We start from the raw sequence: 18,528 nt of genomic DNA on the forward strand, positions 1-18,528 counted from the left end.
TGCTGCCGCGATCGCGACGAGGTCGCGCCCGCGTTACCCGGGCGACGTGTCGGCGGTCCCGGTGACGAGGGATCGGGATGCGCCGCCGAGACTCAGCATGCCCAAACCCTCGCCCCCTTAGAAGGCGGATTCGTCGATTGGTTGCGACAGATCATCGTCGCTCGGTGGACGCGTGTGACGTCTCCTCGATGCGAAAGCGCGAGACCGTGTCGGCCAGACCCTCGGCCAGGCGCGCGAGATCGCCGCTGATCTGGGCCGCGTCGTGGGCACCGCTGCGCATCTGCGAGGCGCTGTCGGTGATGTTGCGCGCCTGGCCGTCGAGCTGGTTGGTCGCCGCCGATTGCTGGGTGACCGCGGTGGCGATCTCGCCGCTCTGGGCGCGGATGGTGTCGATCAGGTCGGCGATCTCGGCGAAGCGGGTGCTGGCGGCGAGGGTGCGCTCGACGGCCTGTTCGGCGCGCGCCTCGCTGGTGCTGACGCCCTGCGCCAGCTGCTGGGCGTCGGCGCGGACGCGCTCGAGGATGGTGCCGACCTCGGTGGTCGAGCGCTGGGTGCGGGTGGCCAGGGTGCGGACCTCGTTGGCGACGACGGCGAAGCCGCGCCCGGCCTCGCCGGCGCGCGCCGCCTCGATCGCGGCGTTGAGCGCAAGCAGGTTGGTCTGCTCGGCGATGGCGTGGATCACCGTCAACACCTGGTCGACGTCGCGGGTATCGGCGTCGAGCTGGCGCAACTGCTCGGCCATGCCCGCAACCTCGGTGGCAAGGTGCTCGACCGCCTGACGCGAGTCGGCGGAGATCTCGCGGCCATCGTTCGCTCGTTGCTGGGCGCGATCGGCAGCCTCGGTGGCGCGCTCGCTGCTTTCGGCGACCTGGGCGGTGCTGCTCGAGAGCTGACTGAGCGCTGCGGCGACCTGATCGGCCTCGCCGTGATGGGCGTCGGCGCGTTCGCTGATGCGCTGGGCGATCTCGGCGGTCTGGCGGGTGTGGTCGAGGGTGGTGGCGCTGGCCGTGGCGACCTCGCCGACCAGGGCGCGCATCTTCTCGGCAAAGCGGTTGAAGGCGTCGGCGAGCTGGTCGATCTCGCGCACCGGCGAGTGGGCGAGACGGCGGGTGAGGTCGCCCTCGCCCTCGCCGATGTCGCGCATCGCCGCGATCGCGCCGCGTAGCGGGTGCAGCACCGAGCGCAGGATGGCCACGCCGATGGCGAGCACCAGCAATACGGCCAGGAGGTTGATCGTCAGGGTGGTGCGGGCGATGTGCTGCATCTCCTGATCGCTGTCGGCGAACACCGCCTGCTGAGCCGCGGTGGTGCTCTGCTCCAGCGCCGCGAGGCTGTCGTGCATGGTCGCGGTGGCGGTGCGCTGCTCGGCAAGCGCCGCGCCCTGGGCCTGACGGGCCTGCAGCAGCGCCGCGCGCAGCGACAACAAGGAGTCCTGCTCGGCGCTGATGCGTCGGGCGAGGGCGTCGAGATCCTGCGCCAGCTCGGCGCCGAGCGAGGCGGTGTCGGCATCATCGAGCAGTGTGCGCAACTCATCGAGAGTGACCCGGAGACGCTCGAGTGCCGGGGCGAGGCGATTGTCATGCAGGCTCATCAGCGCCTGATGGCGCTCGGCGCTGCCGAGCAGGCCGGCAAGGGTGGCGAGCTGGGCGGTCTGGATCTGTAGCTCGCCGCCGAGTCGGGCGGCGCGCCGCACCCGGTCGTCGAGCAGCCGCTTGGCCGCCTCCCTGAGCGCCGCGTCATCGGCCGTCGGCGCGCGCAGCGCGCGGGTGAGCATGATCTGCGCGCTGGCGTTGCGGAAGGCCAGCTCCTCGACCAGCTCGGCGATGTGTGACTGCAATGCGGTAAAGGCCTGGTCGAGGTCGTTGCCGACGCCGGCGAGCTGTGCGCGCAGCCGGTGGATGCGCAGCATCTCGCCGGCGACCCGCTCATCGGCGTCGAGCAGGGTGGTCAGTGCCGTCTCGAGTGATTGCAGTGGCGCGTCCGCGTCGGTGGTGGCACGGCGCAGTGCCGAGATCCCGCGATCGAGCCGTTGCGCGATCGGGGCGCGTGGCGTGAGGGCCTCGAGTTGCTCGGCATCGCTGCTGGCGAGCACCTCGGTCTGGCGGGTGAGCAGCGCCTGCAGGGCGCCGAGGATGTTGCCCTGGTGGGTCTGGGCGCGCGAGAGCTCGACGAGCTGGGCACGACTGTCGCGCATTCCGGTATTGGCGAACAGGATGGCCCCACCCAGGATGGCCAGGGCCCCGACGCTGACGGCGAGCAATACGATCAGCAGGGTTCGGATCGAGGTGCGGGGTGGGCGCTGGTCGGTCATTCTTGCTCCTTGTGTCGACGAGCCGGCTAACTGGCTAACCGGCTAACTCTAGAGGATCGTCCAGATTCTCTCTGTGAACCATTGGATGTCTACGCCATCCGGTCCGCGATCAGGGGCAGGACCGGGGCGCATCGCACCCGCCCCGGTCGGGGCGGGCATCGCTCAACGACGGCGTTGCGTGCGTGAACCGCGCAGCGAGGTCACCCCGGCGATGATCACCGCCAGGGTGACGACGGCCACGATCAGGGTGGCGAGGGCGTTGATCTGCGGCGAGACGCCCATGCGCACGCTCGAGTAGACCACCATCGGCAGGGTGGTCGAGCCGGGGCCGGAGACGAAGCTGGCGATCACCAGATCATCGAGCGAGAGGGTGAAGGCGAGCAGCCAACCCGAGAGCAGCGCCGGGGCGATCAGCGGCAGGGTGATGCGCAGATAGACGGTGAGCGGACGCGCGCCGAGGTCCATCGCCGCCTCCTCCAGCGAGGCGTCCATCTGCGCCAGACGGGTGCGCACCACCACCGCGACATAGGCGGTGGAGAAGGTGATGTGGGCGATGGCGATGGTGGTGAAACCGCGCCCGTCGGGCCAGCCGAGGCCGTGCTGCATGGCCACGAACAGCAGCAGCATCGACAGACCGATGATGACATCGGGCATCACCAGCGGCGCGGTGAGCAGCAGCTCGAAGGCGTTGCGGCCGCGGAAGCGGCCGTGGCGCACCAGGGCGTTGGCCGCGAGGGTGCCGAGCACCACCGCCAGGGTGGCGTTGACCGCGGCGATGCGCACGCTCAGCCAGGCCGCCTCGAGCAGCTGCTGGTTGTGCAGCAGCTCGCGATACCACTTGATCGAGAAACCCGACCACACCGTCACCAGTCGCGACTCGTTGAAGGAGTAGACGATCAGCAACAGGATCGGCACGTAGAGGAAGGCGTAGCCGAAGGCGAGCAGGCTGAGCAGGGGCCAGCGACGGCGTCTCATGCGCTGTCCTCCATGCGCCGCTCGAGACGCTGCATCAGCACGAAGGGCACCACCAGCAGCCCCAGCAGCACGATCGCCAGGGCGGCGGCGAGCGGCCAGTCCTTATTACCGAAGAACTCGGTCCACAGCAGCTTGCCGACCATCAGCGTCTCCGGGCCGCCGAGCAGGTCGGGGATGACGAACTCGCCGACCACCGGGATGAACACCAGCATGCTGCCGGCGACGATGCCGGCGAGCGACAGCGGCAGGGTGACGCGCACGAAGGCGCGCAGCGGCCGGCAGCCGAGATCGGCGGCGGCCTCGAGCAGGGTCGGGTCGAGGCGCGAGAGATTGGCGTAGAGCGGCAGGATCATGAACGGCAGATAGGAGTAGACCACCCCGATATAGACCGCGGTCTGGGTGTGGAGGATGTTGAGCGGGGTGTCGATCACCCCGAGCGCGAGCAGCAGGTGGTTGAGCAGACCGTTGGTCTTGAGGATGCCGATCCAGGCATAGACCCGGATCAGAAACGAGGTCCAGAACGGCAGGATCACCAGCATCAGCAGCGGGATGCGCCAGCGCGGCGGCGCGGTGGCGATGGCATAGGCCATCGGATAGCCGATCAGCAGACAGAGCAGGGTGCAGACCAGCGCCACCCACAGCGAGTTGAGGAAGGCGGTCAGATAGATGCTGTCTTCCCACACCAGCATGAAGTTCTGCAGGTTGACCTGGATCTGCAGCACGCCCGATTCGAGCCACTCCCACAGCGGGGTGTAGGGCGGCTGGCCGAGCCGTGGCTCGGCGACGCTGATCTGCAGCACGATCAGCAGCGGCAGCAGGAAGAACACGCCGAGCCACAGATAGGGCAGGCCGATGTTGACGACGCGGCTGAGGCGCTGGCGGCGTGCGGGTGGGTTGTCTTGAGGTGCGGGCATCGCGGTGTGTCGGGGTGGTTCCTGAGCGGGTTGGGCCAGAGGCGCTGGCGTTGCTGGGGCCTCGGGGCGGTTTGGCGCAACGCCTGCACCCGCCCGGGCCGGTGCGGCGCGGGCGGGTGTGGTGCATGGCGCGGCGCGCGCTTCGGGCTATTCGGTCAGCACCACCGCGCTGGTCGGCGACCACTCGATGGCGACCTCCTGGTCCCAGGTCAGCACCTGCTCGGTGCGCGGCTGGGTGTTGGTCAGGGTCATCTCGACGCGTTGGCCCTCGACGCGCAGCCGATAGATGGAGACGTCGCCGAGATAGGCGATGTCCTCGACCACGCCGCGGAGCTGGTTGACGCCGTCCTCGCGATAGTCGAGACACAGTCGCATCTTCTCCGGTCGCACCGCCAGCGTCACCGGGGTACCGAGGGCGAGCGGGTGGAAGTTGCGCACCCGCATCGGTCGGCCCAGCCGGGTCTCGATCAGCAGCTGGTCGCCGTCGCTCTCGACCACCTTGCCCTCGAACTGGTTGATCGAGCCGATGAACTCGGCGACGAAGCGGCACGAGGGGTACTCGTAGATCGCCGTCGGGGTGTCGACCTGCATGATCTGACCCGCGTCCATCACCGCGATCCGGGTCGACATGGTCATCGCCTCTTCCTGATCGTGGGTGACGGTGATGAAGGTGATGCCGAGTCGCTCCTGGAGGTTGACCAGCTCGAACTGGGTGTTCTCGCGCAGGCGCTTGTCGAGCGCCCCGAGCGGTTCGTCGAGCAGCAGCAGCTTGGGGTGCTTGGCGAGGCTGCGCGCCAGCGCCACGCGCTGGCGCTGGCCGCCGGAGAGCTGCTCGGGCTTGCGCCGGCGCAGCTCGGCGATGCGCAGCAGTTCGAGCATCTCGTCGACCCGCTCGGCGCGCTCGCCGCGCCCGAGCCGCTCCTGCTTGAGCCCGAACTCGATGTTCTGCGCCACCGTCATGTGCGGAAACAGCGCGTAGGACTGGAACATCATGTTGACCGGGCGCGAGTAGGGCGGCACGTCGGTGACGTCAACCCCGTCGATATAGATCCGCCCCGCCGTCGGGTACTCGAGCCCGGCGAGCATCCGCAGCAGGGTCGACTTGCCGCACCCCGAGCTGCCGAGCAGCGAGAAGAACTCGCCCTTGAAGATGTCGAGGCTCAGGTCCTCGACGGCATGGTGCTCGCCGAAGCGCTTGCTGACCCGCTCGATGCGCACATAGGGCGTGGCCTTGGGGTCCTGCCAGGTGTCGAGGTTGCGGCGGTCGAGGGCGATGGGCATGGACGAGTTGCGCTCCGCCACGTCAGCGGTTGGCCTTGAGCCGGGTCCAGCGGCGGTTGAGGTCGCGGATCTCGCGATCGCTGCGCTGGTTGGGCACGAACAGCCGCGCCTTGACCTCGGCCGGCGGATAGATGCCCGGATCCTCGCGCAGCGCGGTCTCGACCAGCGGCGTGGCCGCGAGGTTGGGGTTGGCGTAGTAGACGTAGTCGGAGACGGCGGCGATCACCTCGGGCTGGAGCAGGTGGGCGATGAAGGCGTGCGCGGCCTCGGGGTTGGGCGCATCGCTCGGGATCGCCATCACGTCGGTCCACATCGCCGCGCCCTCGCGCGGGATGCGATAGATCACCTCGACCCCCTTGCCGGCCTCGTCGGCGCGTTCCTGGGCCTGCAGCACATCGCCCGAGTAGCCGTGGGCGATGCACAGGTCACCGTTGGCCAGGTCGCTGATGTACTGCGAGGAGTGGAAATAGCGGATATGGGGATAGACGCCCTTGATCAGCTCGGCGGCGGCGTCGAGATCGGCGCGTTCGAGACTGTTGGGGTCCTTGCCGAGATAGGCCAGCGCGGCGGAGAAGACCTCGGTCGGGTCGTCGAGCAGGGCGATGCCGCAACCGGCGAGCCTGGCGGCGATCTGCGGGTCGAAGACCAGCGCCCAGGTGTCGAGCGGGACCTGGTCGCCGAGGATCTCGCGGACCTTGGCACGATTGATCCCGAGCCCCGAGGTCCCCCACATGTAGGGGACGAGGTGGGCGTTGTCGGGATCGATCTCGGCGAGGCTGGCCATGATCTCGGGATCGAGTCGATCCAGTCCCGGCAGCTGCGACTTGTCGAGCGGCAGATAGAGCCCGGCGCGGATGTGGCGCGCGGCGAAGGGGCGCGCGGTGGGGAAGATCAGGTCGTAGCCGCTGCTGCCGGCGAGCAGCTTGGCCTCGAGGATCTCGTTGGCGTCGTAGAGATCGAGCACCGGGCGGATGCCGGTGCCGGCCTCGAAGGTCTCGAGGGTGTCCTCGGCGAAGTAGTCGTTCCAGTTGTAGAGATGGACCTGCTCCTCGGCGAGAGCGAGGGGCGCCACGGCCCAGAGCGACAGCGACAGGAGGAGGTTGGCGAGCTTACGCACGTGCGCGATCCCCATGGAAGAAGTGGTAGTGGTGGTGGAGGTTCGTTCGAGCGCGCAATCGTACTGCATTCGTGGGTCCGCTCGCATTACCCGAGTGGCGAATGGCGACGGGGTGGAGGCGCGCGCGCGAGGCCTCATAATGGTTGTCGGTTGATGAGATCAGTGGAGGGGCGGTTGACAGCGCACGACAGACAGCTCGATGAGCAGCGGTTTCGCATCGGTTCGGTCTCCCAGCTGACCGGGGTGCCGGCCGAGACCCTGCGGGTCTGGGAGCGACGTTACGCGGTGGCCAGCCCGGCGCGCACGCCCTCCGGGGTCCGTCTCTACAGCGCCGAGGACGTCGCACGCCTGACCCTGATCAAGCGTCTGGTCGATCGCGGCGATGCCATCGGCAGCGTGGCGCGGCTCGATCTCGGCCAGTTGCGCGGACGCCTGCAGGGGCCGGACCTGCTCGACCCGATGGCGAGCGTCCGCCCGCCGTGCCGGGTGATGGTGGTCGGCGCGGCGCTGGGCGAGCGGCTGCGCCTCGAGGGCGGGCTGCCCGAGGAGGTGGTGCTCGAGCGCGCCTTCGACACCGCCACGAGCTTCCTCGCCGACCCGCTGACGCTGTGTCCCGATGTCCTGGTGGTCGAGCAGCCGACGCTGCATCTCGATCAGCTCGACGACCTCCGGCGATTGCAGATGCATGCCGGGGCGGCGCGTACCGTGGTGGTCTATGTGTTCTCCAGCAGCACCACGCTGAGCCGGCTCGAGGCGCTGGGGATGAGCGCGCGCCGCGCGCCGCTGACCACCGCCGAGCTGGCCCGTTGCTGTCTGTCGCTGCAGCCCGGGGTCGCGGCGGCCGGTCTCGATCCCGAACTGGGCTACGGACCGCCGCCGCGGCGCTATTCCGACTCGGAACTCATCGAGATCGCCGCCGCCTCGCATACCCGTTGCGAGTGTCCGCGTCATCTCGTCGACCTGATCCAGGCGCTGGCCGCCTTCGAGCGCTACGGCGCCGAGTGTGAGAGCCGCAGCAGCGATAACGCACTGCTCCACGCCGCCCTCTATCGCTCCACCGCGCATGCGCGCGCAATCCTCGAGAACACCCTGGCGCGCACGCTCTCGTTGCTCGCCGGCGGCGCCTGTGGTCAAGATAAGGACTGATCTGCGCCGCGGTTGCGGTTAAACTGACCGGCTTCCGTGCCACGCGGCCCGTCGCGTCCTCACGGGGGATTGCCGCGCGGGGCTTGCCGCCGCGCCGTGGGACGAGGCCTCGCTCCCGCCTGCGCCCGGGTCCGCCGGGCGCCCGCTGTCAACACCACTGGACCGTCTCGGACTCTAGCTATGATTTCGCTCCTGGACTATGGCGCCGGCAATGTCCGTAGCCTGCGCAACGCCATTCACGCACTCGGCTTCTCGCTCACCGAGATCGAACGCCCCGAGGACATCCTCAAGGCCGAACGCCTCATCTTTCCCGGCGTCGGCGCCTTCGGCGCGGCCATGGAGCGCCTGCACCGACTCGGCTATGTCGAGCCGCTGCGCGAATATCTCGCCGCCGGACGCCCCTATCTGGGGATCTGCATCGGTCTGCAGACCTTGTTCGAGGGCAGCGAGGAGTGTCCCGGGGTCGCCGGCCTGGGGCTGATCCCGGGGCAGGTGCGCCGCTTCGACGACAGCGAGCTGGCGGTACCGCACATGGGCTGGAACGATGTGCGCGTCGAGCGCGACTCGCCGCTGTTCGCCGACTATGCCGGCGAGAAGTTCTACTTCGTCCACTCCTTCCGCGCCGAGCAGAGCGCCGAGAACGCCGACTGGGTGCTGGCGAGCAGCGACTACGGCAGCCCCTTCGTCAGCGCCGTGCAGCGCGGTCAGGTCGGCGCGGTGCAGTTCCACCCGGAGAAGAGCGGGGCGGCGGGGTTGCGGTTGCTGCGCCGCTTCCTTGCCGGTGATGCGGTGCCCGAGACCCCGGCGGTGCGCGAGGCCGCGGCGGCGCCGACCAAGCTGGCGCGGCGCGTGATCGCCTGTCTCGACGTGCGTGCCAACGACGCCGGCGATCTGGTGGTGACCAAGGGCGATCAGTACGACGTGCGCGAGTCCGGCGCGGTGCGCAACCTCGGCAAGCCGGTGGAGCTGGCCGCGCGCTACTACGAGGAGGGCGCCGACGAGGTGACCTTCCTCAACATCACCGGTTTTCGCGACTTCCCGCTCGCCGACCAGCCGATGCTCGAGGTGCTCGAGCGCGCCTCGGAGCGGGTGTTCGTGCCGCTGACCATCGGCGGGGGCATCCGCGCCTTCTCCGACGCCGAGGGCACCCACTACTCGGCGCTCGACGTCGCCGACCGTTATTTCCGTGCCGGCGCCGACAAGGTCTCGATCGGCTCCGAGGCGGTGCACATCGTCGAGCAGGCGCTCGCGCGCGGCGGCGAGGGCGACGGCACCAGCGCCATCGAGCAGATCGCCGAGGTCTACGGCAATCAGGCGGTGGTGGTCTCGATCGATCCGCGCCGGGTCTATGTCGAGCGCCCCGAGGAGACCCGTCACCACACCGTCGAGACCGCCGAGCCCGGCCCCAACGGCGAGCGCTATTGCTGGTTCCAGTGCACCGTCAAGGGCGGGCGCGAGGGACGCGATATCGACGCCGTGGAGCTGGCGCGGGTGTGTGAGCGTCTCGGTGCCGGTGAGATCCTGCTCAACTCGATCGATCGCGACGGCACCGGCGCCGGATTCGACCTCGAGCTGGTCGGTGCGGTACGCTCGGCTGTTCGCATCCCCGTCATCGCCTCCAGCGGCGCCGGCTGTGTCGAGCACTTCGCCGAGGTGTTCGAGCGAACCGGGGCCGAGGCCGCGCTCGCGGCCGGCATCTTCCATCGTCGCGAGGTCCCGATCGAAGCGGTGAAGAGCTATCTGCGCGAGCGCGGGATCGAGACCCGGCTGCGTTGATCGGCAGGGTGCGCGCGTGGGCGTCGTCGCCAATGCGTGCACCCTGATGCGTGGCAGTTTGCGAATTGTCGTGGAGTGAGAATCGATTGCTGCAAGAATCTTTTCTTGCTTTACCTAATACTTACGATTTATATAATTACGAAAGTCAATAGATCATAATTTCGTAAACTCCCACAGGTTTTTCTGGCCGTGGCAACGCTCCGCTCTCTGGCACGGCCCCTGGTCTGTCGGCCAGGCAGCGTGATTGTCGCGCACCTCGGCGCATCCCGGGCGCCGAATTGTCCAGACCGCCTTTCGCCGGAATCTCAAGTAGTAATATGGCAACCATCCTGACCGCAGTAGGATTCATGGCCGCGCTCGGCCTCATGCTCGCCCTGATGTTGGTGGTGGCGAACAGACGCTTCTATGTCTACGAAGACCCTCGTATCGATCAAGTCGAGGATCTGCTCCCCAAGGCCAATTGCGGCGCCTGTGGTGAAGCGGGTTGTCGCACCTTCGCCGAGTTGCTCGTCAAGGGCGAGGTCGAACCCGGTAAGTGCACGGTCAACGCCAAGGACACCAACCAGATCATCGCCGACTTCCTCGGCGTCTCCCTGGGTAATACCGAGAAGCGTGTGGCAAGGCTCGCCTGCGCCGGCGGTGACCATGTCGCCTATATCCGTGCCTCCTACGGCGGCATCTCCTCGTGTCGCGCCGCGGCCCTGGTCGGCGGTGGCGGCAAGGGTTGCTCCTGGGGCTGTCTGGGGATGGGCGACTGTGTCGAGGTGTGCCAGTTCGGCGCGCTCTCGCTCGACGCCCATGGCCTGCCGGTGGTCGACGAGGACAAGTGCACCGCCTGCGGCGACTGCGTGAGCGTCTGCCCCAAGGACCTGTTCAGCATCCACCCGGTCAGCCACCGGCTGTGGGTCGCCTGCAAGAGCCTGGACGCCGGTGACGAGGTCGAGCACCAGTGCGAGGTCGCCTGTACCGCCTGTGGCCGCTGTGTCCAGGACTCTCCCGAAGGACTGATCGAGATCCGCGACAACCTCGCCGTGCTCGATTACGACAAGAACGCGCTCGCTTCCAAGGTGGCGATCGAGCGCTGTCCGACCGGGGCCATCGTCTGGCTCGAGCCGGGCGGCGCCGTCACCAAGGGGCGCGATGCCCGCAAGGTCGTACGCAAGGCAGCACTACCCATGGCTTGACGCGCGTACGGCCCGCGTCGCGCCGCATCGAGCTGCGGCCGACGCCCCGCCTCCAATAAAAAGATCCAGGCCGCTCGATTCGGAGCGCAAGAATTCTGATCCAAACCCGCTTTGCGCACAGGCGTCCCGACGCCGGCGTCTCGGTGGTTCAACAATAGAGAAGGCCCATGTTCGGAAAGAAAGACGATAAGCAGTACAAGTATCCTGGCACCCGTATGGCGATGGACGGCAATACTGCCGTAATCATGTGCGAGCGCGAGGCATCCGATGCCGCTGGTGCCTATCCGATCACCCCCTCGACCCAGATGGGCGAATTCTGGGCCGAAGAGGTCGCCAAGGGACACGTCAATGTCTCCGGGCAGCCGCTGATCTTCGTCGAGCCCGAGTCCGAGCACGCCGCCGCCGCGGTCACCGCCGGCATGTCGATGAGCGGCCTGCGCGCGGTCAACTTCTCCTCCGCTCAGGGTGTGGCCTTCATGCACGAGTCGCTGTATGCGGCCGTCGGCAAGCGTCTGCCCTATGTGCTCAACATCGGTGCGCGTGCCATCACCAAGGCCAGTCTCAACGTGCACTGTGCGCACGATGACTACCACTGCATCGACGACACCGGCTTCTTCCAGGTCTTTGCCAAGAACGCCCAGGAGGCCGCCGACCTCAACCTGATCGCGCGCAAGGTCGCCGAGCTCAGCCTGACCCCGGCCGCCGTCGGCCAGGACGGCTTCCTCACCACCCACCTGATCGAGCCGCTGCAGGTCCCCGAGCGCGCCCTGGTCGAGGAGTTCTGCGGTCGTCCCGACGACATCATCGAGTCGCCGACCCCGGCCCAGCGCCTCGCCTACGGCCCCACTCGCCGGCGCGTGCCGCTGGTGTGGGACGTCGACAACCCGGTCGCCTCGGGTACGGTGCAGAACCAGGACGCCTACATGCAGGCGGTCGCGGCGCAGCGCCCCTATTTCTTCGATCACATCGCCGAGATCACCGACCAGTGCATGGATGAGTTCTTCGAGCTCACCGGCCGGCGCTATCACCGCGCCATGGGCTACCGTCTCGAGGACGCCGACTACGTGCTGCTCGGTCAGGGCAGCATGGTCACCCAGGCCGAGGCGGTCGCCGACTATCTGCGCGAGACCCGCGATATCAAGGTCGGCGTGATCAACCTCACCATGTTCCGGCCCTTCCCGGGCGAGCTGATCGCCGCCCTGATCCAGGGCAAGAAGGGCGTTGCGGTGCTCGAGCGCACCGACCAGCCGCTCGCCGAGGACCTGCCGATCATGCGCGAGGTGCGCGCGGCGCTGGCCAAGTGTGTCGAGAACGGCATGGCCGAGAAGGGCGAGGCGCCGGCCTATGCCGACTACCCGAGCTATGGCCGCGGCGAGATGCCGCGTCTCTACTCCGCCAGCTACGGTCTCGGCTCGCGCGACCTGCAGCCCGAGGGGCTGATCGCCGCGGTCGAGAACATGGTGCCGGGCGGCGCCCAGCGCAAGTTCTTCTATCTCTCGGTCGACTTCGTGCGCGACCCGATCGATCCCAAGGACGAGATCCGCATCCAGAGCCTCAAGGACGCCTACCCGAACGTCGGCGATCTGGCGCTGCGCGGCAGCGAGAACCCCAACCTGCTGCCCAAGGGCGCGGTGACGGTGCGCATGCATTCGGTCGGTGGCTGGGGTGCCGTGACCACCGGCAAGAACCTCGCCATGACGCTCTACGAGCTGCTCGGCTACGACATCCGCGCCAACCCCAAGTACGGCTCGGAGAAGAAGGGTCAGCCGACCACCTACTTCCTCTCGGCCGCGCCCGAGCCGATCCGGCTCAACTGTGAGTACACCTACGTCGACGTGGTGCTCAGCCCCGACCCGAACGTGTTCACCCACTCCAACCCGCTCGCCGGTCTCGACCGCAAGGGCAGCTTCGTCATCCAGTCGAGCATGGAGGATCCGGAGCAGGTGTGGGCGAGCTTCCCGGCGTCGGCGCGCAAGTTCATCGTCGACAACGAGATCCGCGTCTTCTACATCGACGGCTTCAAGATCGCCCGCGAGGAGGCCTCCAACCCCGAGCTGCAGTTCCGCATGCAGGGTAATGCCTTCCAGGGTGCCTTCTTCGCCGCCTCGCCGCTGATGGAGCGCTCCGGGCTCGACGAGGCCGGGCTGTTTGCGGCCATCGAGGAGCAGCTGCGCGCCAAGTTCGGCGCCAAGGGCGAGCGCGTGGTGCAGGACAACCTGCGCATCGTGCGGCGCGGCTTCGACGAGATCGTCGAGATCGTCGACAAGCCGCTGGTCGCCGGCCAGCTGATGCCGCGCAAGGAGCCGGCGCTGCCGGTGATGCTCAAGGCCATGCCCGAGGGCGATGGCGGCATCAGCGACGTGCACCGCTTCTGGGAGCAGACCGGCTCCTTCTACGCCAGCGGTCAGGGCAACGACAACCTCGCCGACCCGCAGATGGCGCTGTCGCTGATGCCCGCGGCCAGCGGCGTCTATCGCGACATGACCCAGATCCGCTTCGAATACCCGAAGTTCATCCCCGAGAACTGCACCGCCTGCGGCAACTGCTTCACCGTGTGTCCCGACAGCGCGCTGCCGGGTCTGGTCAACAGCGTCTCCGACATCTTCTCGGCGGCGATCCTGCGCGTCGAGCGCAGCATGCCCACCCAGCACCTGCGTCGCGAGAGCCGCAACGTCGAGAAGCGTCTGCGTGCGCTGATCAACATCAACGGCGAGTCGGCCGATCTGCGTCAGCTGATGGATCAGGCGATCCTCGAGGTGCTCGCCGAGTTCTCCGGCGAGGAGAGCCAGAAGGCCGCGCTGGAGCAGGAGTTCGGGCTGCTGATGCAGGCGCTCGGCGACTACCAGTTCGCCGTCACCAAGCCCTACTGGAGCAACCGCGAGAAGCAGCAGAAGGGCAGCGGCGGGCTGTTCAGCATCACCGTCAACCCCTACACCTGTAAGGGCTGCATGGAGTGTATCGACGTCTGTAACGACGGCGCCCTGGTCGCCGAGCCGCAGACCGACGAGAGCATCCGGCAGATGCAGGCGCGCTGGGACATGTGGCTCGATCTGCCGACCACCGACCCGGACTTCATCCGCATCGATGACCTCGACGACAAGGTCGGCGCGCTCGAGACCCTGCTGCTCGACAAGACCAACTATCTGTCGATGGTCTCGGGCGACGGTTCGTGCATGGGCTGCGGCGAGAAGACCGCGCTGCACCTGTTCACCTCGACCGTCACCGCGCTGATGCAGCCGCGCGTCAAGCGTCACCTCGCCGAGCTCGACGACCTCATCAACCGTCTCGAGACCCATGTCCGGCTCAAGCTCGCCGAGAGCATGGACCTCAGCAACACCGCCGCCATCACCAAGGCGCTCGACGAGCACAAGGACAGCGACCTGACCCTCGGCGGCCTGACCTCCGAGCTCGATCAGAGCAGCGGCGCGCGTCCGGTCGACCCGGAGTGGCTGAAGTGGGTCACCGGCCTGCTCGACACCCTGCGTCAGCTCAAGGCGCAGTACACCGGCAACCAGCCGCGCGCCAACATGGGTATCGTCAACGCCACCGGCTGTAGTTCGGTGTGGGGCGCGACCTTCCCCTACAGCCCCTATCCCTTCCCCTGGGCCAACCACCTGTTCCAGGACTCGCCGTCGATGGCGCTGGGTCTGTTCGAGGGCCACATGCGCAAGATGGGCGAGGGCTTCAAGGCCATCCGCCAGGCGCGCATGGAGCTCGAGGGGCGCTACAACGCCGCCGATCCGGCCTGCGACCTGACCTACTTCGGCTGGAAGGACTTCAGCGACGAGGAGTGGCTGCTGTGCCCGCCGGTGGTCGCCGTCGGCGGTGACGGGGCGATGTACGACATCGGCTTCCAGAACCTCTCGCGCGCGCTGATGTCCGGCCACCCGGTCAAGATCATGGTGCTCGACACCCAGGTCTACTCCAACACCGGTGGTCAGGCCTGTACCTCGGGCTTCATCGGCCAGGTCGCGGACATGAGCCCCTACGGCAAGGCGTGGAAGGGCAAGACCGAGATCCGCAAGGAGATGGGTCTGATCGGCATGGCGCATCGCACCAGCTTCGTGCTCAACAGCTCGGCCTCGCACCTCACCCACCTGCTCGAGGGCTATATCGACGGTCTGAACTCGCGCCACCCGGCCCTGTTCAACGTCTACACCAGCTGTCAGCCCGAGCACGGCATCGGCGACGACATGTCCAACCGTCAGGGTCGCATGGCCGTCGAGTCGCGCGCCTACCCGCTGTTCCGCTACGACCCGGATGCCGGCTCGACCTTCGAGGAGTGCTGCTCGATCGAGGGCAACCCGCAGATCGAGCGCGACTGGATCAGCTGGAGCATCGACTACACCAACGAGGACGGCGAGCCGGCCAGCCTCGAGGTGCCGCTGACCTTCGCCGACTTCGCGCTCACCGAGGGCCGCTTCCGCAAGCACTTCCGCAAGGCGCCGCCGGAGACCTGGAACGACTCCATGGTGCCGCTGGCCGAGTTCCTCGAACTCGACGAGGACGATCGCGAGGGCCGCTTCCCCTACATCTGGGGCGTCGACGGCAAGAACCGCCTGATGCGCGTGCTGGTCTCGCAGGAGCTGGTGCTCAGCTGTGAGGAGCGCCAGCAGTTCTGGGCGCAGCTGCGCGGACTCTGCGGCGAGCTCAACCGTATCGACCTCGATCGGGTGCGCAACGAGGCCAAGGCCGACATGGCGCAGAAGCTCACCGCCAACCTGCTGGCCATGGCCGGCGGCGAGGCCGGTGGTATCAATGCGCTGATCGGCAACGGCAATGGCAACGGCGCCAATGGCCACGGCGCCAATGGTGCCAACGGTCATGGTCTCAACGGTGCCAATGGCGCCAACGGCAGCGCCGACTGGGAGCCGGTGTGGGTGGAGACGCCCGAGTGCACCGCCTGTGACGAGTGCATCAACATCAACCCGTCGATCTTCCGCTACAACGCCGAGCGCAAGGCCGAGATCGTCGATCCCAAGGCCGGTCCGTTCAAGGACATCGTCAAGGCCGCCGAGAAGTGCAGCGCCGCCTGCATCCACCCCGGCACCCCGTGGAACCCGTCCGAGCCCGGCGTCGACAAGCTGGTCAAGCGTGCGGAGAAGTTCCAGTAAGTCGGCCGCCCCTGGCTGCCCGGCGTCCTGACGCCGGGCCACGCTAGAGGAATGCGCACGCGGCGCCGCGTCAGGCGTCGCGTGCCCCCGTTCGCCAGACACCCCTCGGGTGTCGACCACACAGCAGTACTGACGCATGGCTCTATTCAGCATCTTTCCGCGCCGCAAGACCTTCGATCACGGGATCTATCCCGTCGAGCACAAGGAACTGACGGCGGACAAGCCGATTCGACGCATGCCGTTTGCCCCGGAGCTGGTGATCCCGCTGGAGCAGCACAAAGGCAAGCCGGCCATCCCGACCGTGCGAGTTGGTCAGGAGGTGGTGCGTGGCGAGCCGATCGCCGAGGCCGATGGTCATGTCTCGGTGCCGATGCATGCCCCGGCCACCGGGGTGATCCGTGACATCGCGCTGGCCCCCACCGCCGCCGGCCCCAAGGCCCCGGCGATCTATCTCAAGGTCTATCAGGCCGCCAGCCAGCGGGTGCTGTTCGACAGTGCCCCCGATCTGGCGGCGATGTCGCGCGCCGAGCTCGTCGCCGCCGTGCAGCAGGCCGGTCTGGTCGGGCTCGGTGGCGCCGCCTTCCCCAGTCACGTCAAGCTCGTGCCCCCCGAGGGGCGCACCATCGAGACGGTGCTGGTCAACGGTTGCGAGTGCGAGCCCTATCTCACCTGCGACCATCGCATCATGCTCGAGCAGACCGCGGCGCTGGTGCGCGGCATCCAGCTGGTGCTGCGCGCCACCGGCGCCGAGCGTGCCGTCATCGGCGTCGAGGACAACAAGCTCGATGCCGTCGAGCACCTGCGCCGCGAGATCCCCGCGGACCTGCCGATCACCGCCGAGGCGGTGCAGAGCAAGTACCCGCAGGGCGCCGAGCGCATGCTCATCAAGAGCCTGACCGGGCGCGAGGTGCCGGTCGGCGGGCTGCCGGCCGATGTCGGCGTGGCCGTCTACAACGTCGGCACCCTGGCGCAGATGGGCGACCTGCTGCCCAAGGGGCAGGGGTTGATCGAGCGCGTGGTCACGGTCAGTGGCCCCGGCGTCGAGCGCCCCGGCAACTTCATGGTGCCGGTCGGCACCCCGCTGCGCTTCCTGCTCGAGCAGGTCGGGCTCAAGGAGAGCTTCGGCGAGGTGATCCTCGGCGGGCCGATGATGGGCATGGCGGTGGCCTCGCTCGATGTACCGGTGACCAAGGCCGTCTCCGGGGTGGTGGTGCTCGAACGCGAGGACCTCGACCTGGCCGAGCGCAAGGTCTACCCCTGCATCAAGTGCGGTGCCTGTGTCGAGGCCTGCCCGATCTCGCTCAACCCCTCGGTACTGGGTGAGCTGGCGCAGGTGCGCGACTATGCGACGATGGCCGAGCACTATCATCTCGACCAGTGCTTCGAGTGTGGCTGTTGCGCCTATGTGTGTCCGTCGAACATCCCGCTGACCCAGTATTTCCGCATCGCCAAGGCGATCAACCGAGAGGATGAGCAGTAAGCCCGCCGGTCGCCTCGGCGCCGCGCACGCGGCGCGGCGCCGAGGCGTCGATCGGGCGATCCTCGCGCCCCAGGACCTCCGTTGCCCCGACCCCGGTCGGCGGCGTGCGGACCTCAGGATATTCCGGCGCCCCGGCGCCGTTGCGGTTTCGAAAATCTATGGCTAAAGGCATCGAAATAAGAACATCGCCGCACCTCAAGAAGGTGTTGACGGTTGATCAGATCATGCGCTCGGTGGTGCTCGCGCTGCTGCCGGTGAGCGCCTTCGCCGTTTATCAGTTCGGCCTCAGCGTGCTGCTGCTGCTGATCACCACCACGGTGGTCGCGGTGGCCACCGAGTGGCTGTTTGCGCGTCTCTCGGGGCAGGGCAACACCGTCTCCGACTGGTCGGCGGTGATCACCGGGCTGCTGCTCGGTCTCACCCTGCCGCCGGGCTTCCCGTTGTGGATGGCCGCGGTTGCCGCCTTCGTCGGCATCGCCCTCGGCAAGGCGCTGTTCGGCGGACTCGGCTACAACGTGATGAATCCGGCGCTGGTCGGGCGTGCCTTCGTGCAGGCCGCCTTTCCGGTGGCGATCACCACCTGGACCCCGGCCTTCGCCCCGGAGCGTTTCGCCGAGCTGATCCCCTCGACCCTGACCCTGCCGTTCATGCAGCCGGTGCCGATCGACGACTGGGTCGCCGGGCTCGGGCTCGACGCCTGGAGCGGGGCGACGCCGCTGGCGTTGCAGAAGTTCCAGCAGATCGAGCTGCCGCTCAGCGACGTGTTCTCCGGCACCATCGCCGGTTCCGCGGGCGAGACCTCGGCGATCCTGATCCTGGTCTGCGGGCTGTGGCTGGCGTGGCGGCGGATGCTCGACTGGCGCATCCCGGCCTCGGTGATGGCCGGCGCCGTGCTCACCGCGCTGCCCTTCTGGCTGCTCGATCCCACGCTCTATCCCTCGCCCTGGTTCGTGCTCTGCTCGGGCGGGTTGATGCTCGGCGCCTGGTTCATGGCCAGCGACATGGTCGCCTCGCCGGTGACCGCGCGCGGGGCCATCATCTACGGCCTGTTCATCGGCGTGCTGACGGTGATCATCCGGCTCTTTGGCGGCCTCGTCGAAGGGGTGATGTACGCCATCCTGCTCGCCAATGCCCTCGGTCCGCTGATCTCGGGCTGGACCCAGCCGCGCGTCTACGGCGCCGGCTCGCGGCCCAAGGCATGAATCGCCGGCTCCAACCTCTATCGGGCAT

General features: G+C 67.9%; 11 protein-coding genes. 6 read left to right on the forward strand and 5 right to left on the reverse strand.

From position 1 onward, the window contains the following. Positions 1-151: 151 nt before the first annotated feature. From EDC29_RS16080 to EDC29_RS16100, 5 genes are all read right to left on the reverse strand, one after another. Positions 152-2,311, reverse strand: coding sequence for a methyl-accepting chemotaxis protein (locus EDC29_RS16080; protein ID WP_123143358.1), 2,160 nt, complete (start codon positions 2,309-2,311; stop codon positions 152-154). Between the two features lie 162 nt (positions 2,312-2,473). Further along, complete coding sequence (locus EDC29_RS16085; protein WP_123141693.1) at positions 2,474-3,286, reverse strand: ABC transporter permease subunit; 813 nt, start codon at positions 3,284-3,286, stop codon at positions 2,474-2,476. Then, the gene (locus EDC29_RS16090) at positions 3,283-4,200 is read right to left on the reverse strand and encodes an ABC transporter permease subunit (RefSeq protein ID WP_062272803.1); all 918 of its coding nucleotides are present in this window, start codon (positions 4,198-4,200) and stop codon (positions 3,283-3,285) included. The genes EDC29_RS16085 and EDC29_RS16090 overlap by 4 nt, the downstream gene beginning before the upstream one ends. Positions 4,201-4,347: 147 nt before the next feature. Continuing rightward, the gene (locus tag EDC29_RS16095) at positions 4,348-5,481 is read right to left on the reverse strand and encodes an ABC transporter ATP-binding protein (RefSeq protein ID WP_062272805.1); all 1,134 of its coding nucleotides are present in this window, start codon (positions 5,479-5,481) and stop codon (positions 4,348-4,350) included. A gap of 22 nt (positions 5,482-5,503) precedes the next feature. After that, a complete protein-coding gene (locus tag EDC29_RS16100; RefSeq protein ID WP_132230615.1) occupies positions 5,504-6,613 on the reverse strand; it encodes a polyamine ABC transporter substrate-binding protein in 1,110 nt (369 codons plus the stop codon). Between the two features lie 159 nt (positions 6,614-6,772). Between EDC29_RS16100 and EDC29_RS16105 the strand changes: the two genes are divergently transcribed. The 6 genes from EDC29_RS16105 to EDC29_RS16130 all read left to right on the forward strand — a co-directional run bounded on the left by EDC29_RS16105 (position 6,773) and on the right by EDC29_RS16130 (position 18,500). Next, a complete protein-coding gene (locus tag EDC29_RS16105; RefSeq protein WP_223806170.1) occupies positions 6,773-7,744 on the forward strand; it encodes a MerR family transcriptional regulator in 972 nt (323 codons plus the stop codon). Positions 7,745-7,924: 180 nt separating this feature from the next. Continuing rightward, entirely contained in the window at positions 7,925-9,520 is a 1,596-nt protein-coding gene (gene hisF / locus EDC29_RS16110) for an imidazole glycerol phosphate synthase subunit HisF (protein WP_123141690.1), read from the forward strand. A gap of 317 nt (positions 9,521-9,837) precedes the next feature. Then, a complete protein-coding gene (locus EDC29_RS16115) occupies positions 9,838-10,704 on the forward strand; it encodes an RnfABCDGE type electron transport complex subunit B (protein WP_062272812.1) in 867 nt (288 codons plus the stop codon). Between the two features lie 167 nt (positions 10,705-10,871). Beyond that, positions 10,872-15,818 (forward strand): 2-oxoacid:acceptor oxidoreductase family protein, encoded by a 4,947-nt coding sequence (locus tag EDC29_RS16120; RefSeq protein ID WP_123142665.1) that lies wholly within the window; start codon positions 10,872-10,874, stop codon positions 15,816-15,818. A 136-nt stretch (positions 15,819-15,954) separates the two neighbouring features. Continuing rightward, positions 15,955-17,298 carry an electron transport complex subunit RsxC gene (rsxC, locus tag EDC29_RS16125; protein ID WP_123141688.1) on the forward strand — a complete coding sequence of 448 codons (1,344 nt, stop codon included), beginning with the start codon at positions 15,955-15,957 and terminating at the stop codon, positions 17,296-17,298. Positions 17,299-17,456: 158 nt separating this feature from the next. Then, positions 17,457-18,500: an RnfABCDGE type electron transport complex subunit D gene (locus tag EDC29_RS16130; RefSeq protein ID WP_123141409.1), complete on the forward strand. Its 1,044-nt coding sequence runs from the start codon at positions 17,457-17,459 to the stop codon at positions 18,498-18,500. Positions 18,501-18,528: the final 28 nt, after the last annotated feature.

Source organism: Marichromatium gracile, assembly GCF_004343155.1.
Classification (GTDB): Bacteria; Pseudomonadota; Gammaproteobacteria; order Chromatiales; family Chromatiaceae; genus Marichromatium; species Marichromatium gracile.